At 48.3% G+C, this 22,508-nt stretch carries 15 protein-coding genes; 6 read left to right on the top strand and 9 right to left on the bottom strand.

The features are described from left to right. Positions 1–117: 117 nt before the first annotated feature. The 3 genes from L9G74_RS12200 to L9G74_RS12190 form a co-directional block, all read right to left on the bottom strand. On the bottom strand, positions 118–855 hold the full coding sequence (locus L9G74_RS12200) for a hypothetical protein (protein ID WP_238896682.1): 738 nt from the start codon (positions 853–855) through the stop codon (positions 118–120). Between the two features lies 1 nt (position 856). After that, positions 857–1,981 carry an AAA family ATPase gene (locus L9G74_RS12195; RefSeq protein ID WP_238896681.1) on the bottom strand — a complete coding sequence of 375 codons (1,125 nt, stop codon included), beginning with the start codon at positions 1,979–1,981 and terminating at the stop codon, positions 857–859. A gap of 963 nt (positions 1,982–2,944) precedes the next feature. Continuing rightward, the gene (locus tag L9G74_RS12190) at positions 2,945–5,245 is read right to left on the bottom strand and encodes a toxin-antitoxin system YwqK family antitoxin (RefSeq protein WP_238896680.1); all 2,301 of its coding nucleotides are present in this window, start codon (positions 5,243–5,245) and stop codon (positions 2,945–2,947) included. Positions 5,246–5,590: 345 nt separating this feature from the next. On the opposite strand from L9G74_RS12190, the gene L9G74_RS12185 reads away from it, so the two are divergent. Next, positions 5,591–6,775, top strand: coding sequence for a BaiN/RdsA family NAD(P)/FAD-dependent oxidoreductase (locus L9G74_RS12185; protein ID WP_238896679.1), 1,185 nt, complete (start codon positions 5,591–5,593; stop codon positions 6,773–6,775). 30 nt (positions 6,776–6,805) lie between these two features. Here the strand turns inward: L9G74_RS12185 and L9G74_RS12180 are convergent, their stop codons facing one another. Then, on the bottom strand, positions 6,806–8,140 hold the full coding sequence (locus tag L9G74_RS12180; protein WP_238896678.1) for a leucine-rich repeat-containing protein kinase family protein: 1,335 nt from the start codon (positions 8,138–8,140) through the stop codon (positions 6,806–6,808). A gap of 244 nt (positions 8,141–8,384) precedes the next feature. Here L9G74_RS12180 and L9G74_RS12175 point away from each other — a divergent pair, with 244 nt between their 5' ends. Beyond that, complete coding sequence (locus tag L9G74_RS12175; protein WP_238896677.1) at positions 8,385–8,924, top strand: hypothetical protein; 540 nt, start codon at positions 8,385–8,387, stop codon at positions 8,922–8,924. A 243-nt stretch (positions 8,925–9,167) separates the two neighbouring features. Here the strand turns inward: L9G74_RS12175 and L9G74_RS12170 are convergent, their stop codons facing one another. Both L9G74_RS12170 and L9G74_RS12165 read right to left on the bottom strand, forming a co-directional pair. Continuing rightward, a complete protein-coding gene (locus tag L9G74_RS12170; protein ID WP_238896676.1) occupies positions 9,168–9,860 on the bottom strand; it encodes an LrgB family protein in 693 nt (230 codons plus the stop codon). Beyond that, the gene (locus tag L9G74_RS12165) at positions 9,860–10,345 is read right to left on the bottom strand and encodes a CidA/LrgA family protein (protein WP_238896675.1); all 486 of its coding nucleotides are present in this window, start codon (positions 10,343–10,345) and stop codon (positions 9,860–9,862) included. The genes L9G74_RS12170 and L9G74_RS12165 overlap by 1 nt, the downstream gene beginning before the upstream one ends. A gap of 100 nt (positions 10,346–10,445) precedes the next feature. Here L9G74_RS12165 and L9G74_RS12160 point away from each other — a divergent pair, with 100 nt between their 5' ends. The 4 genes from L9G74_RS12160 (at position 10,446) to L9G74_RS12145 (ending at position 14,909) form a co-directional block, all read left to right on the top strand. After that, entirely contained in the window at positions 10,446–11,339 is an 894-nt protein-coding gene (locus L9G74_RS12160; RefSeq protein WP_238896674.1) for a LysR family transcriptional regulator, read from the top strand. Continuing rightward, complete coding sequence (locus tag L9G74_RS12155) at positions 11,323–12,207, top strand: DUF72 domain-containing protein (protein WP_238896673.1); 885 nt, start codon at positions 11,323–11,325, stop codon at positions 12,205–12,207. Before L9G74_RS12160 ends, L9G74_RS12155 begins: the two co-directional genes overlap by 17 nt. 88 nt (positions 12,208–12,295) lie before the next feature. Continuing rightward, entirely contained in the window at positions 12,296–13,186 is an 891-nt protein-coding gene (locus tag L9G74_RS12150) for a GGDEF domain-containing protein (RefSeq protein WP_238896672.1), read from the top strand. A 238-nt stretch (positions 13,187–13,424) separates the two neighbouring features. Then, on the top strand, positions 13,425–14,909 hold the full coding sequence (locus L9G74_RS12145) for an SEL1-like repeat protein (protein WP_238896671.1): 1,485 nt from the start codon (positions 13,425–13,427) through the stop codon (positions 14,907–14,909). A gap of 103 nt (positions 14,910–15,012) precedes the next feature. Here the strand turns inward: L9G74_RS12145 and lysS are convergent, their stop codons facing one another. From lysS to L9G74_RS12130, 3 genes are all read right to left on the bottom strand, one after another. Beyond that, a complete protein-coding gene (lysS, locus tag L9G74_RS12140) occupies positions 15,013–16,515 on the bottom strand; it encodes a lysine--tRNA ligase (protein ID WP_238896670.1) in 1,503 nt (500 codons plus the stop codon). A gap of 17 nt (positions 16,516–16,532) precedes the next feature. Then, positions 16,533–17,631 (bottom strand): peptide chain release factor 2 gene (gene prfB, locus L9G74_RS12135; RefSeq protein ID WP_238896669.1). Its coding sequence is split into 2 segments (ribosomal slippage): positions 16,533–17,555 and positions 17,557–17,631, totalling 1,098 coding nucleotides; the frame shifts between segments, so codons are not numbered across the junction. A 244-nt stretch (positions 17,632–17,875) separates the two neighbouring features. Further along, complete coding sequence (locus tag L9G74_RS12130) at positions 17,876–22,435, bottom strand: ATP-binding protein (RefSeq protein WP_238896668.1); 4,560 nt, start codon at positions 22,433–22,435, stop codon at positions 17,876–17,878. Positions 22,436–22,508 lie beyond the last annotated feature (73 nt).

The raw sequence follows: 22,508 nt of genomic DNA, 5'->3' as shown, positions 1-22,508 counted from the left end.
TGTCGATACACTTCGAGGGGCGCTTAGACGCTCATATAGATCTGTGAATAGGCTGACACAGAATATTGAACACCCTCGCATTAGCCACAAATGCTATGCGTAACAGATTCATATACTTCAACTCAATGCCTTCTCAACAGCTGTCTTGAGATTTTCCTTAAACGCAGAAAAAGATGGCATATCTATCTTCTCAATATCTATTAACTTTTCTCTAATTAGCTGGCAAATATCATTATTACCATCAAAATTTCTATCTAATGAATGAAGTAATTGTTCTTTTAAGGGATTAGGTGAATCATCATTTCCTGATTCATCTTCTAAAACAATACAGTTTTGATATTTGGTATCTTTTGTCGCGCATAGCAACCATGCCTCAGATTTGGGTTTTGGCACCATCGCTACACCTAAAGAATATTCTTCATCGTTAAAACCTCGGAGCATTGATTCTCTTTTATCACTCCAATTCCCACGATTCGCAGAAGCGGTCCCATCAGAATCCCTGAATAAAACTGCAATAACTTTATCCTGAACCTCTATGCTCTTTTGCTTTGCTAACGAAGCTAGAGCACGAGCATTTTCATAATAGTATTTAGTTTCTACAGCCTTCTTTTTCCCTCTCATGGACATGCTCTTTTTCTTAGCTGGAAGTTTGTTATCTGCAAGATGACGTTCAGAAACAAATGAGACCCTACTAGTATCTAAATGAGACATTTCATAACCTTGAAATATCTCTATTAGTTGGTCAACGATCACCGTCATAGGCCCCTCCACAAAATTATCTCTATCACAGAAGTTAATAGCTAAATTACAGTTGCCGATATCACTAGAGCCTTCACCACTAAGAAGTAAATACATTTCACGCGTCCTTTACCAAGGAAATCTCTTCATATAACTTTGTCAAATCGGTATCAATAAATGCTTCACCAGGCCCCATAAAATCTAACTTCTTGGAAATAGATGGTATATCAAAAAATCTAATTGATCGCGAAAATCCTTCTTTTGTTTTATATATATATTTCACCCCTTTCCTAGCAACTTCATCTTCAATAAAGTTAAGAACCATAGGGCTATGGGTGGTAACTAAGATTTGATCGTTCGAGGAGACAAGATGATCTATCAAATATTCGATTAATTCTGGATTAATCCCATTCTCGATTTCATCGAATAATAGAAATGCATTACCAATATTAAGTTGGAGCAAAATAGCCATCAACCTTAACATTCCATCATTTATATGCCTAGCTGAAGATATTAACTTCATATTTTCAAATGACTCATCAATCTCTAACTGTTTCCACCCCGAACGCAGAGACTTTGTTGTTATAGATTTTAACTGCGGATAAACTTTGACAAGTTCTTTCCTTAATTGTTCCTGAACATTCACTCCAGACTCATGAACAAATGCGGATAACTTTTCGCCACCTAAACCTAATTTTCCTTCAGATGTTCTACTTTGACTTCTAAGTAATTCAGGGCTTATCAAATCAAGCGAGCGAATATTAAGAATTAAATCTTTAACAATCTTTAAAGTTTTCCATTGTTCATTCTCCTTTAATCTAGAAAGAATTGAACCTTGATAATCAAAAACAATATCATGTTTCTTATCTCTAAATGTATATGAACCATCCTCAACGGACAGTATCTTTTTACCTTTCTCAACAATATATTCTTTTGTACAACTAAGTGATGAACGGTTAAAACTACCAGACCAAGTAACTACTCCACCATCAATATTGAGTTCTATCCTAAAATCAATATTACTTTTTTTTGTTAATTTTGAATTTAAATCTGAACTATCCCAATGCCTACTTTTTAGCCACGTATCAATATCACCAATCATTAGTTGCGATACAAAATCGAGCGACTGCAAAACTGTCGATTTTCCGGCCCCATTAAGTCCTACAATACAGTTAAACTTATCTAAAGGAAGATAAAAATCAACTAATGACTTAAAGTTATCAACCCATATTGAATTAATCATCGATTTTTCCTAGATAAGAACAAACTAAAGATAAAAACAACTTTTTACTTGTTCAGTTATTTTACTTATTTCATATACTTTAGGTTAACAATTTTTCTATCGATTACAAAGAGGAACTTAAATTTTCAGATACGAACTATAGTCACCTTCTTGCCATTGATATGGCTAGCTTCATTTTATTGGCACCAATAGGTGGATAGAACTCAATTTCCATTGCAAGCTCACCAAACTGCCAATCCCCTTCGGCGCAGCGCAGGTGCGTTGGGCAGACATTGAGCAATCGAGGCATGGACGCCGAGAAGCGATGGTGAGCGAGGGACCGCGAATCAGAGCGATTTGCGAAAATGGCAAACCAGAAGCGCCGTAGCGTTTTACGCCGTGGGGCGGTATGGGGTTTGACAAGGGGACAAGGCTGAACAGCCCCCTTGTCTCGTAGTGTGAGCGCGAAAGCTCACGACTTTGCCAAGCGCAGCTTGGTATGGCGAAGCCATAAAGCCTAACAAGCACGAACTGTGCAACGTTCAAACGTAACTGGAACAGGCAACACCAATTCCCCTTCGGCGCAGCGTAGGTACGTTGGGCAGACATTGAGCAATCGAGGTTTTCGCTTTTCAACAAAACCAGAAAACACATTGTGATTCACAGGATAACTCCGTGAATTCCCAGCACTGGCGGACCAGTGGCCTTCGCCAGCATGGATGCTGGCGTAGAGCGCTCAGGGATGAGTTTACCGCGTGCCACTGGATCTGGATCGCCAGTGCATAAGCCCGCTGCAGGCGATTTAGCACATCAGTGCTGGCAAGCATCACCTTGTCCTCTGGTGTGGAACGAGTAGTTCCACGACTTTCGCAAACGTAGTTTGCAATGGCTGCAAGCCATAGAAGCCAACCGCAGGTTGCAATCACGCAGTGATAAATCTCACCAAGCACAGCGTTAACTGAATAACGCTGTGCCACTCATTGACTAGCCCTTATATTCGGTTTTAATCAATTTGCCGTGCTGATCAAAATACTGCCAGTCACCAGACGGGCGGCCGCTGATGTAACTGCCTTGCGTTCTCACCTGACCATTGGTCCAATACTCAAACCATTCGCCTTCTTTGCGATCATGCAAATAGCTGCCTTGCTCCGACGGTTTGCCGTTGTTATGAAAATACTCCGCTGGGCCTTCTTTTAAGCCTTTGACATACTTTTCATTTTGCTGCGGGCGACCGTTGGAATGGAACAGTTTATAGCGGCCATGGGGTTTGTCGTACTCGTATTCGATCTCGCTCTTCATCTGACCATTTTCATAATATTCCTGCGCGAGGCCATGTTTGCGGCTGTCATCGTAGTTCACCGCCTGCGCTAACGTGCCGTCTTCATACCAGGCTTGCCATAAACCAAACCATTGCCCTTTTTGCATTTTACCCGCGATTTTGGGTTCGCCGTTGCTGACATAAAACTCTTTATAGTCACCGGTCTTTTGCCCTTTCTCCCAAGTTTCAACTTTGTAGAGAATATTTTTGGCGGTGTAGAACTCGGTTTTGCCGTGCTGTTTGTTTTCCAGCCAATTGGATTTGTACCTGACGGTGCCTTCTGGAATAAAGCCGTAAGTCGGATCGTCTGCCTGATAATAGTATTCAATCCATTCGCCGGTTTTTTGGTTATTCAGAAAATAGCCGCTGGTGCGACGACGCCCCTGATAGTAATCAATAAACCGACCTTCGGCTTTACCGGCAATAAACTCCTGTTCACGGCTTTTTTCACCTTGCTGATAAGTGATCCAGTTGCCATGGCGTTTGTTGTCAACGTAGTTGCCTTCTTGCGATAGATCACCATTGGCGGTCCACTGCTGATACTTACCATTGAGGTCAAACTTATAGTCAGAGGCGGCTTTTTCGCTGGCGTAATTTTCCAGCTTTTGTGGTTTGCCTGTGTCATAAAACAGTTGATAGCGCCCGATCAATTGACCATCTTTGCGTTGCCCTTCTTCACGCAGGGCGCCGTTGATGTGCCAGCTCTTGAATGGGCCATTGAGCTTGCCCTCAACATAAGTATTTTGCTCGCGTGGCTCGCCAGAGCTGTAAAATGTTTTTGATAGACCGTGGCGTTTACCCTGCTTGTATTCGGTCTCTTCTAGTAAGGTTTCACCAGAGTAGCGCTTGTGGGTGCCGTCACGTTCGCCCATGGCAAAATTGGCGGTTTCAATCGGTAAGCCTTTGTCATCGTAATAGCCAAAAGCGCCATGCAGTGGGTATTGACCATTCGCCCCAACTTCGCTGGTGTGGTAATTAGCGCGCTTTGCTAATTTGCCGTTAGGGTGGTATTGCAGTTGCTCACCAGAGAGCATGTCGTTGTGGTAATTTTGCTGTTGCAGTAACTGGCCTTCGACATTGTAGCGCAGCAACTCACCGTCTAATTTGCCTTGCAGGTAATGTGTAACGCTCACCAGTTGGTTGTTGTTAAATTCTTTGCACTCGCCGTGCTTAACCCCCTGCTGATAATTACAGCTCACCGTCAACGAGCCATCGGGGCTGAATTGTTCACTTAGGCCATGGCGCTTGCCATCGTTGTATAACACAGTCGCTGCGCGGCTGTTGGCGCCGTAATACTGTACCCATTCGCCTTGCTGTTGGCCGTTGGCGTTGTATTGGCCTTCGAGGATGACTTCACCTTGTTCATTCTTACTTTGGTATAAGCCATTGAGTTGGTTGTTGGCATAGTGCCACAGTTCAGCCACCTCACCATTGGCGTGAAATGTTTGCCAAACACCATGACGTAAGTTTGCTTGATAGGTTTCTACACTTTGCGGTTTGCCATTGCTGTAAAAGCGATTAACTTCGACTTTTTCGCCATTTTCATACTTTGTGGTTTCGATGATCTGACGTTCAGTATTAAAACGCCGCCACTCGCCAGTAGGCACGCCAGCGTCATAATACTCGGTCTGCTCTACCGCACCATCAACGCTAAAATACTGCCATTCACCGTGCTGTTTACCGGCTTGATATTGGCCGCTTAACACCGGTTGATTGCGCTGGTCGAATACCTGCCAGTTACCGCTGACCAAGCCCTGATCAAAACTTGCTAAGGTGTAACCTTGGGTATCGCGTACCAAGCGGTATTCGCCCTGTAACGGCATGCCATTACTGAGGTTATAGTAAACATCAACCCCTTCGACTTTACGCACGTCCAACATACGATCCGCCAAGGTTTGATTCGCCAATACCGGCCAAGCTAACTGCGAGCCCAACCACAATAAAATCACGCGCAATAAACAATTCACTGGCATTTGTCCCTATATAAGCCAACATGAAAGTGGCGAATATTAACACAAAGCCGTTACGGTGTAAGTAAGGTTTACCTGATGAAAAAACTGGCATGACCACCGACGCAACAATAACTAACCAGCTGAATTTGCGAGAAATAAAATGTCGCCATAAAACAACAGGCATAGCGGCAGTCAAAGCAACCATGGACGGCGAGCAGACCGTTAAACATGGATATTATTCGCGGCCATTCCGTCTCGTCGTGTCAGCACCATAACGCACACACTCACCAAGTGCAGCTTGGCATGGCGAAGCCTGCTAGGTTTGCTACAATGCCGCCAAATTTTATTGGGGAACAAATAATGACGCATGTCGATGTCATCGTGATAGGTGCGGGGGCTGCCGGGTTAATGTGTGCCGCGCAGGCGGGCTACCGTGGTCGCCAAGTCACCGTACTAGATATGGGTAAAAAGCCTGGGCGCAAAATTTTGATCAGCGGTGGCGGCCGCTGTAACTTCACCAACGTGAATGCTAGCCCAGCCAATTACCTGTGCAACAATCCCCACTTTGTTAAATCATGTCTCAGCCGCTACAGCCAACACGACTTTATTGAGTTGGTCGAGCGCCACGGCCTGCAATACCACCACAAAACCTTGGGGCAGCTGTTTTGTGATAATTCCGCGCAAGATATCGTCGATATGCTGCTGACCGAATGCGATTGGGCTGGAGTGAATATTGCGCTGCGCAGTGAAGTCTTGTCGGTGGCAGCTAATGAAGGCGGCTATCTAGTGCAAACCACTCAAGAAAGTTATCAATGCCAGTCTCTCGTGGTCGCCTCTGGCGGTCTGACTATGCCGAAATTAGGCGCAACGCCGATAGGTTACCAAATTGCCGCCCAGTTTGGCCTCAAGGTGTTTCCGACCACCGCCGCACTGGTGCCTTTTACCCTGCATCAGCATGATAAAGAGCGTTTTGCCGCGTTAGCGGGCATCAGTATTCCGTGCAGCATCACCAGTGACAATGGCACCAGTTTTAAAGAGAATCTGCTGTTTACCCATCGCGGCATATCAGGCCCTGCGGTGTTACAGATCAGCTCGTTTTGGCGGGCAGGCCAATCGGTCAGTATTAACTTACTGCCGGATATGGAGTTAAAAACACAGATACAACAGTGGCGCGAAACTCAGGGGCAAAAGTCGCTGAAAAACTGCCTCGCCAGCGTATTGCCTAAGCGCTTTGTCGAGATACTGTATGACAGCAACTTGCTGCCCGATGCCAACGTCAACCAACTGACTCATCGCCAAATTGATGAGTTACATGCAACGTTACACGCATGGCAAATCAAGCCCAATGGCACCGAGGGCTACCGTACTGCCGAAGTCACTTTAGGCGGCGTAGATACTGACGAACTGAGTTCAAAAACCTTTGAGGCGAAAAAAGCGCCGGGATTATATTTCATCGGCGAAGTCACCGATGTTACCGGTTGGCTCGGCGGTTACAATTTCCAGTATTGCTGGAGCAGTGGCTTTGCCGCAGGCCAATTTGTTTAACTAAACCACCACGCGGCAAGCCAACGGCCATCAGGCGGCCATGACTTGCTGCGCTTGCAGTTGGTTAAGGCGCTGACAAATGTCTTCAAAGCTGGGGCGCGACAGCAGTTGTGCTTGCAAACAATCAGCGAGCAACGCTCCCAGTCCTTGCTGCGTCGAATCCGCCAAACCATCACAACGCGCCAACAACTCTTCCAGCAAACAGCCGAACGCGCGCACTTCTAAACGCGACAAACGTGCAGCCAACGCGGCATCCGCCACATCGTAAAATGAGGCGGCGCCGTAATCACTCAGCAATGCATCGCCAATCTCCGTGGTGAGAATATTGTGCGCGTACAAATCACCATGCATCATGCCCTGCTGGTGCAGATGCTGGGCCGCGCTAGCAATCGCAGTGGCGATATTGAACATCACCGCTGGCGTAAACCGTTGCTCTGGCGCATACACATCGCGGGTGCAAGAGGACAAGCTTGGCGGGCCAGCCAAGTTAGCAAAATCGCTGGGGATCAACTGCATTACCAAGCCATCAGTACCTTGTGGATGCGCTGCCACACGGCCAAGAGTTTGCGTGAGCGCCACATGTTGCCCTGCTTTAATGGTCGAGGCCATTTCGCATAGCGGCAGGCCATCACTGGTCATCGCGCCTTTAAACAATTTCACCGCCACTGGCGTGCTAGTTGCAGCACTCATTAAGTCTGCGCGATAAATCAGCCCAGAAGCACCCTCGCCTAGCAACTCGTTTACCGCCAGTTGTTGCCAGTGAATTTCAGGCAGCGCGACGTTCAACGCTTGCGCTTCTAACTGGGCACTGAGCGGATTACCGGCGTACGCCAACCAAGTTAACCGTGGCAGAGTGAATAGCCATTGCGGCAGATGTTCGAGCCGATTAGCAGCGAGGCGAATTAGCTCCAACTTGTGACAGTTGCTCAAGGTGTCTGGCAAGCTGGTCAATTGATTGCCCGCCAGCATCAGCTTTTGCAATTCAACGCAGGCACCAATGTTGTCTGGCAGTTGTTGCACACGGTTATCGGTCAAAATCAGCCAACGTAATTTGGCTGGTAACGCTGCCGGTGGCACATCGACAATTTGATTCGACTTAAAGCCGACCATGCTTAGTGACTCACAACGCCCCAGCACTTGCGGTAACTCGGTGAAGTAATTTTGCGAGCAAAAGATCACTTTGAGCTTGCTGAGCTTTGGCAAATCGTCCGGTAGTGATGACAGTTGATTGCCGCTGAGATCGAGGATTTCTAACGAGTCAGCCAGTGAGAAAATCTCGCGCGGAAACTCAGTTAATCCACAAGACAGTGATAGCTGACGGATCCCTTGTAGTTCGCCTGCGCGCAGTTGTTCCAGTGTGTGCATTTATTTTGATTACCCAATCAACAACAAACCCGCCGAAGCGGGTTATGACCACAATTAGCGCGGGCAGTATAACCTAATCAGTCATCTGGCTAAATGCGAATGGGCTAATGCAGCAAGGCTGCGATAACGCACAAAGCCGTGGAATCACTAGCAACATTTATTGCGCAGTACTAAGCAACGGCATAGATTACTAAGCGACCAGCAATGGAACCTAACATCGCCGATAAAACAAGGAATTAAGTTCATGCTAAAACGCATTCAGTTACTCTTCGCCTTATCACTATTTGTCAGTAGCGCCGTAGTCGCAGCGCCTCACTTAGCAACATTTCCCGTCCCTGAACATGGGGCAGTACAGCTCAGTATTCCTGATGGTTGGGCAAGTCAATTCAACCAACCTAAAGGCGCTGTACCGCCGACAGTTTTTTTAGCTCCTAAAAATGGTCAGCCATTTGAGGTTTACGTGAATCTATGGTGGCCCACAGGTGACGACCAAACCATCGATGAATCAGGCCTGCAGCAACAAGTTACTGCCAGTGCTAAAGAGATGGAGGACAGTGCAGCGGAAACGGATATTCAGGTAACAGAAATTACCGGAATCGATGGACACGGTTATTACTTCACGGTGACAGACCCAGCGCCACAACCTGATGAATTCATGTATATGACAAAGGGTCTGCTCAAGTTAGATAGCTTGGTTTTGGCATTCAGTGTATTTACCAACGACGGTCAAGATGACGTAGTGGAAGAGGCGCTAAAGCTGCTGACGACGGCCGAGCATAAGTGATACACCAGCAGCGCGAATAACGTAAACGTGGCAATTAAAACTGCGACAAACACCGTAAAAAATCTTCAAATTTCAGGCAAAAAAAAGCCGATGAGGGAACATCGGCTTAACGCAACATGAAGTCCTGAGCGAACTCAGGTAAGTAGGTGCTCAATGACTTGAGCGGCTAACCACTAAACTCTGGGGAAGCTGTGGTTAAAAATCGTTTCACTTTCTAGTCTATGCCCGTTTTTATCGAGAGGTTTACGAAAACACCCAAGCAAAAAATGGCGCACAAATGACCATCACAATACCAGCAAAAATCATGGTGAGACTGGCGACCACCCCTTCTTGCTGACCAATCTCTGTCGCAATCGCCGTACCAGAACCATGGGCGCTAGCACCTAATGCGACACCGCGTCCAAGCGATGTATGGATACGAAATAGCTTCATCAACGGTTCGCCAATCACCATGCCAATGATGCCAGTGAGCATCACCATCAAGGCGGTCAACTCAGGCACGCCGCCAAAGGCGCTGGTGGCTTCCAGGGCAAACGGTGTTGATACCGAACGCACCAATACACTGTGGATCAACTCTTCCGGCAACGGGATCACCTTGGTCAGTAACCAAGTTGAGGTTAAGCCAAACATCACCCCGGCAATCACGCCGCAACTGATGGTGAGCGGATATTGGCGAATCAACTGACGCTCGCGGTAAATCGGCACGGCAAACGCCACAGTAGCTGGCGCTAACAAGGTCACTAACCAGTGGGTATATTCAAAATAGGTGGGCAGCGGAATCGACAACCACACCACAATAAACACCACCACGACAGGCGCGAGAATACTGGGCAGTAACCACCAAGTTTTATGGCGTTTATACAAAGCCTTAGCGATGTAATAACTGCCAACGGTAATCAGTAAGCTGATCAGCGCTAACAGAGTTGACTGGCTCATTATTCTGCCTTTGTGTCGTGAGTTTTTTGCAGTTGCTGTGCTTTTAGATGCTTAGCCATCTGCCGCTTCAGATGCTGTTTGCGCTCAAAACGAAACACGCGATCCACCACAAAACCGGTGCCAAGCAGCACAGAGATGACCCCGAGCACAATGGTCAACAGGATATTGAAACCGTACTGCCGCAGTAGATCTTCGTATTTGATCACTGAGATCATCGGCGGAATGAAAAACAGCAACAAGTCACCGATAAACCACGCGGCCCCGACCTGAATCGCTTTTTCGGGAATGATTTTGAGCGCCAGCGCCAATAGCACCACCGCTAAACCGAGTACACTACCGGGGATCGGCGAATGCAGCGCGGTAGCCACTGCATGAGCGCCCCAAGCAAACAAACAGATAATGCCGATTTGTAGCAACGCCAAACTCACATGTTTACTTTGCTGCCGTAGTAGCTGAAATCGCGCCGCCGAATGGGCCAGTTGCATGATGCGTCTCTTCATAAAATTGATAGTGCCATTCTAGGGTGCTATTTTAGATAAAAAAAATGAATCTTATTAATACAAAGTATTCCAAAGGGTTATATTAGTGGATCTTAAGGTTATTCGCTATTTCATCGAAATTATTGACCATGGCGGTTTTGCCAAGGCCGCCGAGGCGATCCATATCACCCAACCAGCCCTGTCAAAAGCCATCACACAACTGGAAGCCGATCTCGATTTAGTACTGCTAGAGCGCGGTAAACGCGGCAGCCAACTGCGGCCAACGCCTTCTGGTCAAGTGGTGTACCGCTATGGTAAATCGCTACTGAATACCCGTGATGAAATGCTAACCGAGCTGGCGGCGCAGCGCAGTTTACTCACTGGCGAGCTGCATTTAGGGCTGGCCCCGTTAGGCAGCGCCGAACTGTTCACGCCAGTGATCAGCCGCTACCGTAGCTTATATCCGCATATCAAAATGCAACTGCTGGTACGCGGCGGCACTGAGCAGACCCAAAAGCTGAAAAAAGGCGAAGTCGAACTGGCGACCGGTATCATCTCGCTGGCCGATGAGTTTGATGGTTTCTGTATTCGCCGCGACCCGATGATGGTGGTGCTACCGCAACAACATCCGTTTGCTGATGCCGAAGAACTCAGCTTGCAGCAACTGAGCGACGATCCGCAGATCATTTTTAACGAGGAGTATGCGCTGCACGATCTGGTCCTCAACGGCTGTGTGCAACGCGGTTTTATGCCCAAAATTGTCACTAAAGTCAGCCATCCTGATTTCGGCGTGGCCTTGGTAGCGGCGGGCACTGGCGTGATGATCATGCCGAGCTTTTTAGCCAATCGTCACCAAGTGCCGGGGGTGGTGAATGTGCCACTGCAACAAGATGACCTGATTTGGGAGTTATCCATCTATTGGCGTAAAGGCCAGCCGCTGTCATTTGCGGCGCAGGCGATGGTGGAATTAGTGCGGGAGTACCATGCCGTTAGCTCATAAACCATTATTGCGGGTCGGTATGGCAATGTGGTCGTTGCCGCAGTGGCAGAAGTCGATTTTACAAGGTTGCCAAACGCCCGCTGCTCGTCTCGCTGGTTACGCCGAAAAGTTTGATACCGTCGAAGGCAACACCAGTTTTTACGCCCTGCCCGATGCCAACACCGTGGCGATGTGGGCAGCCAATGTGCCAGCGTCTTTTCGGTTTACGTTTAAACTGCCACGCACCATTACCCACGATAAACAACTGCAACATTGCGATGGCGAGCTAAGCGAGTTTTTCAACCGTATGCAGCCGTTGCAAGCGCACACTTCAGTTTGGAAAATCCAACTGCCCGCCAGCTTTGGCCCTGAATCATTGCCAATACTGGCCGCATTTATTGCACGTTTACCCGCTGGCCTTCATTACGGTGTCGAGCTACGCCATCAAGCCTTTTTTGCCAAAGGTGCTGCCGAACAACAGCTCAACCGTTTGCTGATGCAGCATAGTTGTGACCGCATCATTATGGACAGTCGGCCGATCTTCGCCCAACCAGCAACCACCGAGATCATGCGCGACGCACAAAGTAAGAAGCCACGTGTGCCAGTTCATGCCATTGCCACCGCCAACATGCCAGTAGTGCGTTTTATTGGTGATTTAGTGCCAGAAAATAACGATGCCTTTTTTACGCCGTGGCTGAGTAAGTTGCCGCAATGGTTGAGCGAAGGTAAGACGCCGCATCTGTTTGTGCATACGCCGGATAATATCCATGCACCTGAACTGGCGCATCGGCTTTATCAGCAGTTACAGCAACATATTGCCACCCAGCAGCCGTGGCAGTTGGATGACCTTGTGCCACTGCATCCCGTCGCGCAAGCGAGTCTATTCTAAGCCGCATTAAAATTAGCATTTGCTGCTGCAAGCACGCTGATTTCGACTAAGATCAATCTATGCCCTCAACATGCTTGGATGCCCCGCTATGCTGACGCCGCAGCAACTCAGCCAACTGGCTAATGCCTTACCGATCCCAGCGTTTGTGCTCACACGCAGCGGCCGCTGTGTGCAGGTCTTTGGCTGCGAAAATGGCTATCAAGGGTTTATGCCATCACCAAGTATTAGTCACGTATTTACGCTGAATAAAACGCCTTGGTTATTGGCACAAATTGACCATGCGTTAGCCACTGCACGGCCACACAGAGTCGAGTTTGCGTTGAGCCATCAAGACTGGCAGCAATCCAAACCACATCACAACAGTTGGTGGGAGGGACATATTCAGCCACTGGGTTTTACCGTGGACGGAGAAGCGGCCGTATTATGGCTTAGCCATGACGTGACCCATTACCACAAGCAAGCGCAGCGCTGGGCCAATTATGGTGAGGTAGATTTAGTATCACACCTGTACAGCCAACGGCGTATGAGCAAAGAGCTGGCGGCCCATTTCAGCTTGTTCCATCGACATCATATTCAGTGCAGCTTGGTATTGTTCGAATTGGACTACTTTCATCAGTTACAGCAGCAATGTGGCGAGACGACAGAAGCCTGTGTGGTGTCCACCGTCGGCAATGTCTGCCTGAGCGATTTGCGCCAAGAGGATCGCGCCTTTCGTTACCAACACAATAGCTTTGTGATTTTGCTGCCGCACACCGAAACCGAACAAGCGTGGGGGCTTATCGACCGCCTGCGTAAAGATATCCATCAACAACTGTTATCACTCGATCTGCCGCAAGCGTGCACCTCCATCAGTGGTGGCCTGAGCCAGTTTGCCGACGATGATCAACGCAGCCAAGATCTCCTCAACCGCGCCAGCCAAGGGCTCGCCGCCGCCAAAGCGCTCGGCTGCGACCGTATCTGCGTGGAGCAGTTGCATTGAAACCGTGCTAACGCATTCGCTTAGCAGCTCAGCTTGCCGTTAAAAGTGGCACTGACGAATCATCATTGTTGGCGGTATTTGATACGGCATGGTCGGCTATCGCCGTTCAATCATTGTAGCTCCGCCTAACAAAAACCGCTTATTATTAACAAAATGAATTTCCTACCTTTTTTATTCTGGATAAGATAGCAACCTGCGTCATTAACACGCTGGGATATGAAGTAGAGGTAGGATACCCATGCAGTACCAAAGAGCGGAATTAGAACAAGCTTATATAAAACTCGTCAAAGAAGAACGCCCCATTTTAGCGCTGCTCGGCGCAATCATTGGATTTGTGTTAGCCGCAGTCTTGATGCGCTATATAGAAACTCATGCGATTATCAGTCGTGGGATGGCTTGGATTGTATTTCCAGCAATCATCGGCCTATTCGCCAGATATGTCGGCCGACTATATTCATCATCAGCGCGGATCCCTACGACTATCATTGCTAGTCTAGGTTACCTCGCTCTTGGCATGTGGCTAAACGTCAACGCTTCATGGTTCATTGGCTTACCTGTGGCCGCCATCATAGTGCATCTAACCAGCAAAAAAGCGCTCACGGAGTTAGAAGAACAGGCCATCAGTGAGCACGATCTGCAGCCTTTTCAGGTAACAACGGCACCTCGTTGGCAGAAAATGGGATTGCCGTTACTCTTTGCTGTAATGCTTTGCGGCGGCTGCTACTTCTATCAAGTTCACGCAGATAAAGCCTGCCTAGCGAATATCGAAGCCGATGATTATGAGTCGGTGTTAACGTCCTGCCAACTGAGTCCGTTTGATTCGATATTGCATTGGGACAATACCCAAGAAGCAATATCCGCCTACAAATTTGGTAACTATGACGCCCCCTCAGCGGAAGCATTAGCGATTAAAAGCAAAGCCGAATCAGGTAGCCCTCAATTCCAACAGATTTGGTGGATAGTTGTCGACACGATTTACCGAGATGCCGATAGTCTCAGCAAGGAATACGTAGGCAGTGCAGAATTTGAACACGAAGCAACTAAATGGCGCCAACAAGCGGCGTTATATGGCAATACGTCGGCACTTAAACAAGAATTGACTCGCTATCAGGCACTATCAGATAAAGTGGTAGAGACGCGATTTAAACGGCAGGCGCTGTCATTTGCGGAGCAACTAAAGGCCGCCGATATGCCAGAGTCTGACAAGTTAGACATTGCCGCTAATAAGCTTATCAGCAACGATGATATTAACGCCCAATATCAACAACGACTAAACGACCTTGATGCGTTGAACTTGGACGACTTAAGTAACCTATTGTTTGCTGTCGAGGAAGGCAGCTACAACTATTACATTAGCGACTTCAATGCCGATCTGCCTGCAAGCAGTTACTATTCTGGCAGCATCAATGTCACCGCGACTGAGCCCCAGCAAATAGCGGTGTTGCAGCAGTTAGCAACCAAGTTTGAGGATGCCGATGCGGCATACAAACTGTTTTTCAAGTTAGCGAAAGCGGATGCCACGCGCGCACTGGAATATTTGCGACAAGCGGCAAAACATAACCATGTGAAAGGTGCTGAGACCTTGGGCACACTGATGTTTTGTCAACATAATGAAATTGAGGGACGCCATTGGCTAGATAAAGCAGCGAAGTTAGGCAGCGAAACGGCTCAGGCGCAATTACAACAACTACGCACTACCGGCAAGCTAACGCAGTGTCGCTAAACCGCAGGCATCTTTAGCGGTTCAGCCGTTTGTCTCAAAAAATAAAGCCTGGCAGTCAACTGCAAGGCTTTAATGTTTTTAAGCGGCTAAAACTAGCTAACGCTTATTGCGCTTGTGGACGCATCGCTGGGAACAGGATCACGTCACGGATGGTGTGGCTGTTGGTAAACAGCATGACCAAACGGTCGATACCGATACCTTGACCTGCTGTTGGTGGCAGACCGTGTTCCAGTGCAGTGATGTAGTCTGCATCGTAGAACATCGCTTCGTCGTCACCCGCATCTTTCGCAGCAACCTGTGCTTTAAAGCGGCTGTCTTGGTCTTCAGCATCATTCAGCTCGCTAAAGCCGTTAGCCACTTCGCGGCCACCGATGAAGAATTCAAAACGGTCGGTAATGAAGTCGTTGTCATCGCTACGACGTGCCAGTGGCGAAATGTCCGCTGGGTAGCCAGTGATGAAGGTAGGCTGCATCAGTTTAGGCTCTGCGGTTTCACCGAAGATCTCTTCCAGCAGTTGACCACAAGTCCAGAAGCTTTCGATTTCCAAGCCTACTTCTTTACCCAAGGTGCGCATGAAGTCCAAGTCTTTGACTTGTTCGTAAGTCATTGCTTGGATTTTGGCATTGTTTGGATTGTAGTGTTGAATCGCTTCCAGCATGCTCATACGAGCATATGGGCCACCGAAGTCAATCACATCTTCACCGTATGGCAGCTTAGTGTCGCCAGTCAGTTTCAGGGCGATAGAAGACAGCATCTCTTCGGTCAGATCCATCAGATCTTTGTAGTCAGCGTACGCCATATAGAATTCCATCATGGTGAATTCTGGGTTGTGACGTGGTGACAGACCTTCGTTACGGAAGTTACGGTTGATTTCGAACACACGCTCGAAACCGCCCACGACCAAACGTTTCAGGTACAATTCTGGCGCGATACGCAGGTACATATCGATATCCAGCGCATTGTGGTGTGTGATAAATGGACGCGCAGAAGCACCACCAGGGATGACGTGCATCATTGGGGTTTCTACTTCCATAAACTCTTTGCCTTCCATAAAGCTACGGATGGCACCAACCACTTTAGAACGCATTTGGAACGCGTTGCGTGATTCTTCGTTGACGATCAGGTCAACGTAGCGTTGACGATAACGCATCTCTTGGTCAGTCAGACCGTGGAATTTTTCTGGCAGTGGACGCAGTGCTTTAGTCAGCAGCTCGTATTCGTCCATGTGCACGTACAGTTCGCCTTTACCAGACAAGTGCAGTTGGCCTTTAACGCCGATGATGTCACCGATGTCCAAGCCTTTGTAACGCTCTTTCAAATCTGCTTGTACGCTTTTTTCTGCGTAAGCTTGGATACGACCAGAGACATCTTGCAGCACGATGAACGGGCCACGTTTAGCCATGACACGGCCAGCAATGGCAGTGGTGAAGCCCAGAGATTCCAGCTCTTCCTTGGTCTTATCGCCGTATTGAGCTTGCAGCTCGGCAGCCTTGTGGCTACGACGGAAAGTGTTAGGGTGACCGTTAGCCGGACTGCTAGTACGGATTTGATCGAGCTTGGCACGACGTTCCGCGATCAGTTTGTTTTCATCCAAATGTTCAGTCATTTTCAGCGTCTTCTCTGTTACAGCCCTGATTTGAGGCTGGCTTCAATAAACTTGTCTAAATCGCCGTCTAGAACGGCTTGCGTGTTGCGGGTTTCTACACTGGTGCGCAAATCTTTGATGCGTGAATCATCCAGTACATAAGAACGGATCTGGCTACCCCAGCCGATATCCGACTTGAGATCTTCCGCCGCTTGTTTTTCCGCATTCTGCTTTTTCAGCTCCAGCTCAAACAACTTAGCTTTCAGCTGTTTCATCGCGGTGTCTTTGTTTTTATGCTGTGAGCGGTCGTTTTGACACTGCACCACAGTATTGGTTGGCACGTGGGTAATACGCACCGCAGATTCGGTACGGTTAACGTGCTGACCACCGGCACCCGAGGCGCGGTAAACGTCGATACGCAGATCGGCAGGATTGATATCGATGTCGATAGAATCGTCAATTTCAGGGTAAACGAACACTGAGCAGAACGAGGTATGACGACGACCACCTGAGTCAAACGGTGACTTACGCACTAAGCGATGCACGCCCGTTTCGGTGCGCAACCAGCCATAAGCATATTCACCAGTGAACTTGATAGTGGCACTCTTGATACCCGCTACGTCACCGTCAGAAACTTCAATCAACTCTGGGCTAAAGCCATGATCTTCACCCCAACGCAGGTACATACGCAGTACCATGTTGGCCCAGTCTTGCGCTTCAGTACCGCCGGAACCCGATTGAATATCGAGGTAACAATCTGAGGCATCGCTATCGCCAGAGAACATACGACGGAATTCAAGTTCTTCCAGACGTTTTTCTAGCTCGTTGAGGTCGTTTGAAGTTTCGTTGAAGGTGTCTTCATCTTCCTCTTCAATCGCTAACTCAAGCAGGCCTTCTACGTCTTCGAGGCCCGATTCGAGCTCGTCGATGGTTTCTACTACGGTTTCTAACGCGACGCGTTCTTTACCAAGGGCTTGGGCACGTTCAGGATTGTTCCAAACTTCTGAGCCTTCTAACTCTCTGACTACTTCTTCTAGACGCTCTTTCTTGGCGTCATAGTCAAAGATACCCCCTCAGGAGTTCTGTACGCTCTGACAGCTCCTTGATTTTGTTTTTGACAGGATTCACTTCAAACATGTGATTTCAATTACCTGATTGGAATGTTTACTGGATAATGCAAACGCGGGATTTTAACTCAAATGACCGTTAAAACCTATGCCAGCGCCCCATTTAGATCGAAAAAATCAGCATCTGACGGCAAAAGTTGGCGCTGCCGCAAATGCGCCTCTCGCTGAGCGAAAGCGGATGCCGGCCGCCGTGGTAAATTTCGGCCACAAAAAAGCCCGCAATGCGGGCTTTTTCAATGTGCTAAAGCGAATGCTTAGTCGTTCTCTACTGGCGAGATAACAAACAGCAGGTCACCTTGCGATACTTGCTGACCGTTACCGTTCAGAATACGCTCGATGCGATATTGCTTGTCTTCTGGGTACAGTACCGCGTTTTTACGGTTGAACCCTGCCAGCGTGATTTGTGAGAACATCTTCATCGCTTCAGTCAGCGCTAAGGTTTGATCCACAGTCACAATGTCGCCTTCTTTAACGAAGTCGGCTTCACCCGGTGCAGGTGAGCTGTAGAAGATACCTGCGCCTTGCGCCAATACTTTCAGCTCGTTCGACTCACCAACGCGCAGTGACTCAGTGTCTACCGCTTTGGCTTCTGCCGCTGCTTCCATCTCAGCAATCAATGCTGGAATGTCCAACTCAGCCATCAGACGTGGCAAGTAGTTGGTGTCGTACACACCTTCACGGAAGGTACGGTCAGCCAGAATACGTTTCAGCAACGGAATGTTGGTCGCAATACCTTTGATAGATACGCTATCGAGGTAGCTCAACATACGGTTGATGGCGTCTTCACGGTCTTCACCATGTACGATGATCTGCGCAATCAAGCTATCGTAGTAAGGCGATACTTCTTTGCCTTCGGCCGCGATAGAAATCACGTCGATATCGTCACGCTCAGGCATCACACATTCAGTAATCAAACCTGGGTTAGGCAGCAATTGCAGTACGCCATGGCTGTCCAGTGCCGCTTTTTCTGCGGTGACACGAACTTCCAGCGCGTAGCCCAGTTGTTTTGGCTCAAGGTGTTCAATTGAACGGCCTGAAGCGATGTCAAACTGTGCACTTACAATGTCGATACCTGAAGTCAGTTCAGTCACTGGGTGTTCTACTTGCAGACGAGTGTTCATCTCCATGAAGTACACTTCGTTAGCATCCAAGTTGTAGATGAACTCAACAGTACCGGCGCCCATGTAGTCAGTGGCGTTACCCAGTGCTTTGGTGTAATCCAACACTTTCGCTTTCAGTTCATCTGGCAACATGGTTGAACCAGATTCTTCAATCACTTTCTGGTTGTTACGTTGTACTGAACAGTCACGCAGACCCAGCACTTTGGCGTTACCAAATTGGTCACGCAGCAACTGCACTTCGATGTGACGCAGTGAAGTCACATATTTTTCGAGGTACAGGTCGCCGTTACCAAACGCAGCTGCCGCTTCAGTCGAGGTTTTTTGGAACAGACCAATCATCTCTTCTGGACGACGCACCACCTGAATACCTTTACCGCCACCGCCTTGTACCGCTTTAAGCAATACTGGGTAACCGATTTCGTTAGCCACGTTCACCGCTTGCTCAGCGTTAGTCAAAATACCGTGTGAACCGGGAACAACCGGTACGTTTTGCGATTGCGAGGTCTTAATCGCGTTCGATTTGTTACCCATGGTGGTCATTGAGTTCACGCTTGGGCCAACAAAGTTCACGCCGTTGTTTACGCACAAAGCCGCAAACTGTGGGCTTTCAGACAAGAAGCCGATACCTGGGTGCAGTGCATCAACTTTTTCGTAGTCGGCTACACGCAGCACTGAGTAGGCATTCAAGTAAGATTCGTCTGAGGTGTTACCACCCAAACAAACCAGCTTGTCGTTGTCATTCAGCATGTCTGCTGGTACAGAAGTCATGTCAGGATCTGACGCTACCAGTACCACTTTGATGTCGTTATCGTGCGCTTTACGGATCAGTTTCACCGCCGTACAACCGCGAGCGTGGATCAACACTTTGTCGATCGGCTTCATCAGTTTACGTGGATCATCTTGAACGATTTCATCGGTCAACTGCTCGTGCGCTTCTGGCACCAAAGATGACAGCGCGCTGCTGATCACATCTTCAATGTTTTCAGTTGGCATTGGCATCAGTGGGTCGATACCTGCCAGCGCATCGTTCAGCGTATCGCTGAATGGGTTGTTCACCAGACCATTCATCGCACCCGGTACTTTTGACAAGTAGTTAGACAGGGTGGATGTTGATGGCAGGTAAGCCGGTACCACCATTTGCCCTGCGAATGGCATGTTAGTACCAGACAGGTAATAGCTTTGCACCAATGGGTGAGTGACAAATGACGCTTGCGCACCACCGGTACAGTCACCGAAACCAAACATCATCACTGGCAATTCGTTGTCACGAATGAAGCGAGTGATACGGTCGTTCACCACGGCCATAGAGAACAGTGCAGCACCACCCTCTTTAGTTTGCATACCACCGGAGCTGATAAAGCAGATAACAGGCAGACGACGCTTAGCACATTCGATCAGCAATGCAGAGAATTTCTCAGCACTGGCCATGTCGAACGCACCCGCTTGGAATGCCGTGTTAGATACCGCCACACCCACGCGCAGTTTTTTGCCGTTGTGTTTAAAGTCTGCCAGACCGGTAATCAAACCACATGGGCGAATACCTTTGTCCAATGCATCTTCGATAGAAAGACGGAAACCTGGGAAGTTCAATGAGTTAGCGGTCATCTTGTCGCCATTCAACTCATCAAAATTTTTGAAGAATGTGTCAACAATGTTGTTCCACGTCATCTTGCCGGTTTTCTTCTCTTCACGCAGCACTTTCTGGATCAGCAAGTCTTGATAACCCATGGTCAGACGGTTCCAGAAGTCTTTACGACGACCGATACGTACCGGGTTAATGGCACCAGTGTACTGTGTGTTGTCTTCTTCACTGTCGAAATATTCCGGCAGCAAACGTTCGAAGAAGTAAGTCAGGATAACGAACAGACTGTTGTTCAGTTGTGGGAAACCCACGCTCTTCCACTGTTCGGTTTTGGTCAACAGCTCAGCACGGTTAGACTGAGACATGAAGTACTTCAACCACTTGTAGAACTTGCTCTTGTCGTTCGCCACATCTTGGGTAGATAACGCGCGGTCAATCGACTTGTGCAACAAGCCATCGACTGAACTGCGAGACAGGCTCTTGTTCATCATCGCTTCTTTCGCGATAGACGCCAGATTGCCTACTACGTTGTCATACAACGCGTTGAAGATCAGGATGTTGTAGCATTGCCAAATGAAGTCTTCACGCAGCTCTTGGTTGACTACGACGTCGAGTACCGTGAGATCGTTCAGCTCAGGCCAAGGCTTTTGCGTCACTTCTGTTGGCAGGGTTTCCAAATATTGGATCAAGCCTTTGAAGTTGTTTGCCGCGTTGGCTTTCCAGCGGTGATAGAGTGACCAACAGATGTTGAACAACAACGCCTTACGCGCTTTTTTGTAGTTCTCTTTTGGTTCACCCAAAATCAGACGCGTCAGCATGTTACGTTCAGTGCTAACGTCACCACGCTTAGCAACAAAGTTGTTCCACAGCTTGGCCAACTCTTCGTCGTAAATCACTTTATCTGGGCTAGACAGCCAAGTTTGGAAGACTTTTTCCTGCTCTTTTTGAATACGCAGCAGCAAGTCACCTTCAGGCACGCTCACTTTTGACAGGCGGCCATATTGTTCCATAGAGATAGAATGGATACGGCTACGCAGCGTCAAATAACGCAGATAACGGTAAGCACTGCCGAACAGGTTCATATGCATGGTCGGGCTGCTTGCCAACGACATATGCACAGCGCTGTCGAGTGCTTTCAAATTCTTAGATGGGTTCAAGAAACGGTTGAGACTGCGACGATAGTGTTCTTTCAAGTCGTCTGACTCTTTCACAAACTCCACCGCAGCGCGTTCAATCGCTTCGATACCGCTGATAATTGCGCGGCGCAGGTTGTGCTGACGCTCGTCGCGGTCGCTTGGAGAGAAGTCGATGATGCCATCGATGCAACCTGCGGTGTACAGCTCTTCCGGAGAAACACCCACTGACTTAGCACATTCCTGCCAAGACAAGTTGAACTTACGTGCAATGCTTTGTAAGCCCTGAGGTTGAATGGTGTTGAAGATACCGTCGCGCAGTGACAACAGGATGTTAGCCGCCGCCAGTGGAATCGCGCCACCTGAGTAGCCAGCACCAATAACGATACCGAGTGTCGGTACGTCAACGTTAACGCTTTCAGCGATAGCGCGAGAAATAGAGTGTGCTTGGTTGTGGCTGTTAGCTTCTTCGCCAGCGTCTGCCCCTGGGGTGTCAATCATAAATACGATTGGCATCGACAATTCAGCGAAGTGGCGCACAGCTTCACAACACATTAAGTGATGCTCTGGCATCCACGCACCGTTAGAGGTGGTACGTTCTTGGGCGATGAAACCGATACGGCGATTACGACCACCAAAGTTCAGTTCAATTTCGGCACGATAAAATGGGCCGTGAACCTCTTCAGAGATCATCTTGCCTTTCAGTTCGGCAATAATGCGCTTGGCGCCGGGACGGTTTTTGTCCAGCGTCGGTTGAATCACTTTGTTGACATAACCGTCAACGTCTAATTGAGCTAACGATTTTAGGTTTGCCTGAATATCTTCATCACCCAGCAAACCATTGATTTCATCTGACAAGCTACGCTTGCTATGTTTCGGAAAAAGGGAGAAATCTTTAGCCAGATGCTCCGCTTGTAAAAATAGCGGATCTGGGGTTTGTACCTGAGTCATGTTTGCGGGCTGCTTGGTGCTGGTCATCGAATCGATCCTCTGCTAAGCCTCTTTACTTATGATATAGCGGTCAAATATAACTTTGATGGACTCAAAATTA

Source organism: Shewanella electrica, from assembly GCF_022321485.1.
In the GTDB taxonomy this organism is placed as follows: Bacteria; Pseudomonadota; Gammaproteobacteria; order Enterobacterales; family Shewanellaceae; genus Shewanella; species Shewanella electrica.
This window is presented reverse-complemented; position numbering and strand designations above follow the sequence as displayed.

Excerpts from the sequence above, each read along its gene's own strand:
- L9G74_RS12175 (WP_238896677.1), top strand. The coding sequence starts at position 8,385 with ATGCTAAAACGCATTCAGTTACTCTTCGCCTTATCACTATTTGTCAGT.
- L9G74_RS12145 (WP_238896671.1), top strand. The coding sequence starts at position 13,425 with ATGCAGTACCAAAGAGCGGAATTAGAACAAGCTTATATAAAACTCGTC.
- L9G74_RS12170 (WP_238896676.1), bottom strand. The coding sequence starts at position 9,860 with ATGAGCCAGTCAACTCTGTTAGCGCTGATCAGCTTACTGATTACCGTT.
- L9G74_RS12165 (WP_238896675.1), bottom strand. The coding sequence starts at position 10,345 with ATGCAACTGGCCCATTCGGCGGCGCGATTTCAGCTACTACGGCAGCAA.
- L9G74_RS12195 (WP_238896681.1), bottom strand. The coding sequence starts at position 1,981 with ATGATTAATTCAATATGGGTTGATAACTTTAAGTCATTAGTTGATTTT.
- lysS (WP_238896670.1), bottom strand. The coding sequence starts at position 16,515 with ATGACTGAACATTTGGATGAAAACAAACTGATCGCGGAACGTCGTGCC.
- L9G74_RS12155 (WP_238896673.1), top strand. The coding sequence starts at position 11,323 with ATGCCGTTAGCTCATAAACCATTATTGCGGGTCGGTATGGCAATGTGG.
- L9G74_RS12150 (WP_238896672.1), top strand. The coding sequence starts at position 12,296 with ATGCTGACGCCGCAGCAACTCAGCCAACTGGCTAATGCCTTACCGATC.
- L9G74_RS12185 (WP_238896679.1), top strand. The coding sequence starts at position 5,591 with ATGACGCATGTCGATGTCATCGTGATAGGTGCGGGGGCTGCCGGGTTA.
- L9G74_RS12200 (WP_238896682.1), bottom strand. The coding sequence starts at position 855 with ATGTATTTACTTCTTAGTGGTGAAGGCTCTAGTGATATCGGCAACTGT.
- L9G74_RS12130 (WP_238896668.1), bottom strand. The coding sequence starts at position 22,435 with ATGACCAGCACCAAGCAGCCCGCAAACATGACTCAGGTACAAACCCCA.
- L9G74_RS12180 (WP_238896678.1), bottom strand. The coding sequence starts at position 8,140 with ATGCACACACTGGAACAACTGCGCGCAGGCGAACTACAAGGGATCCGT.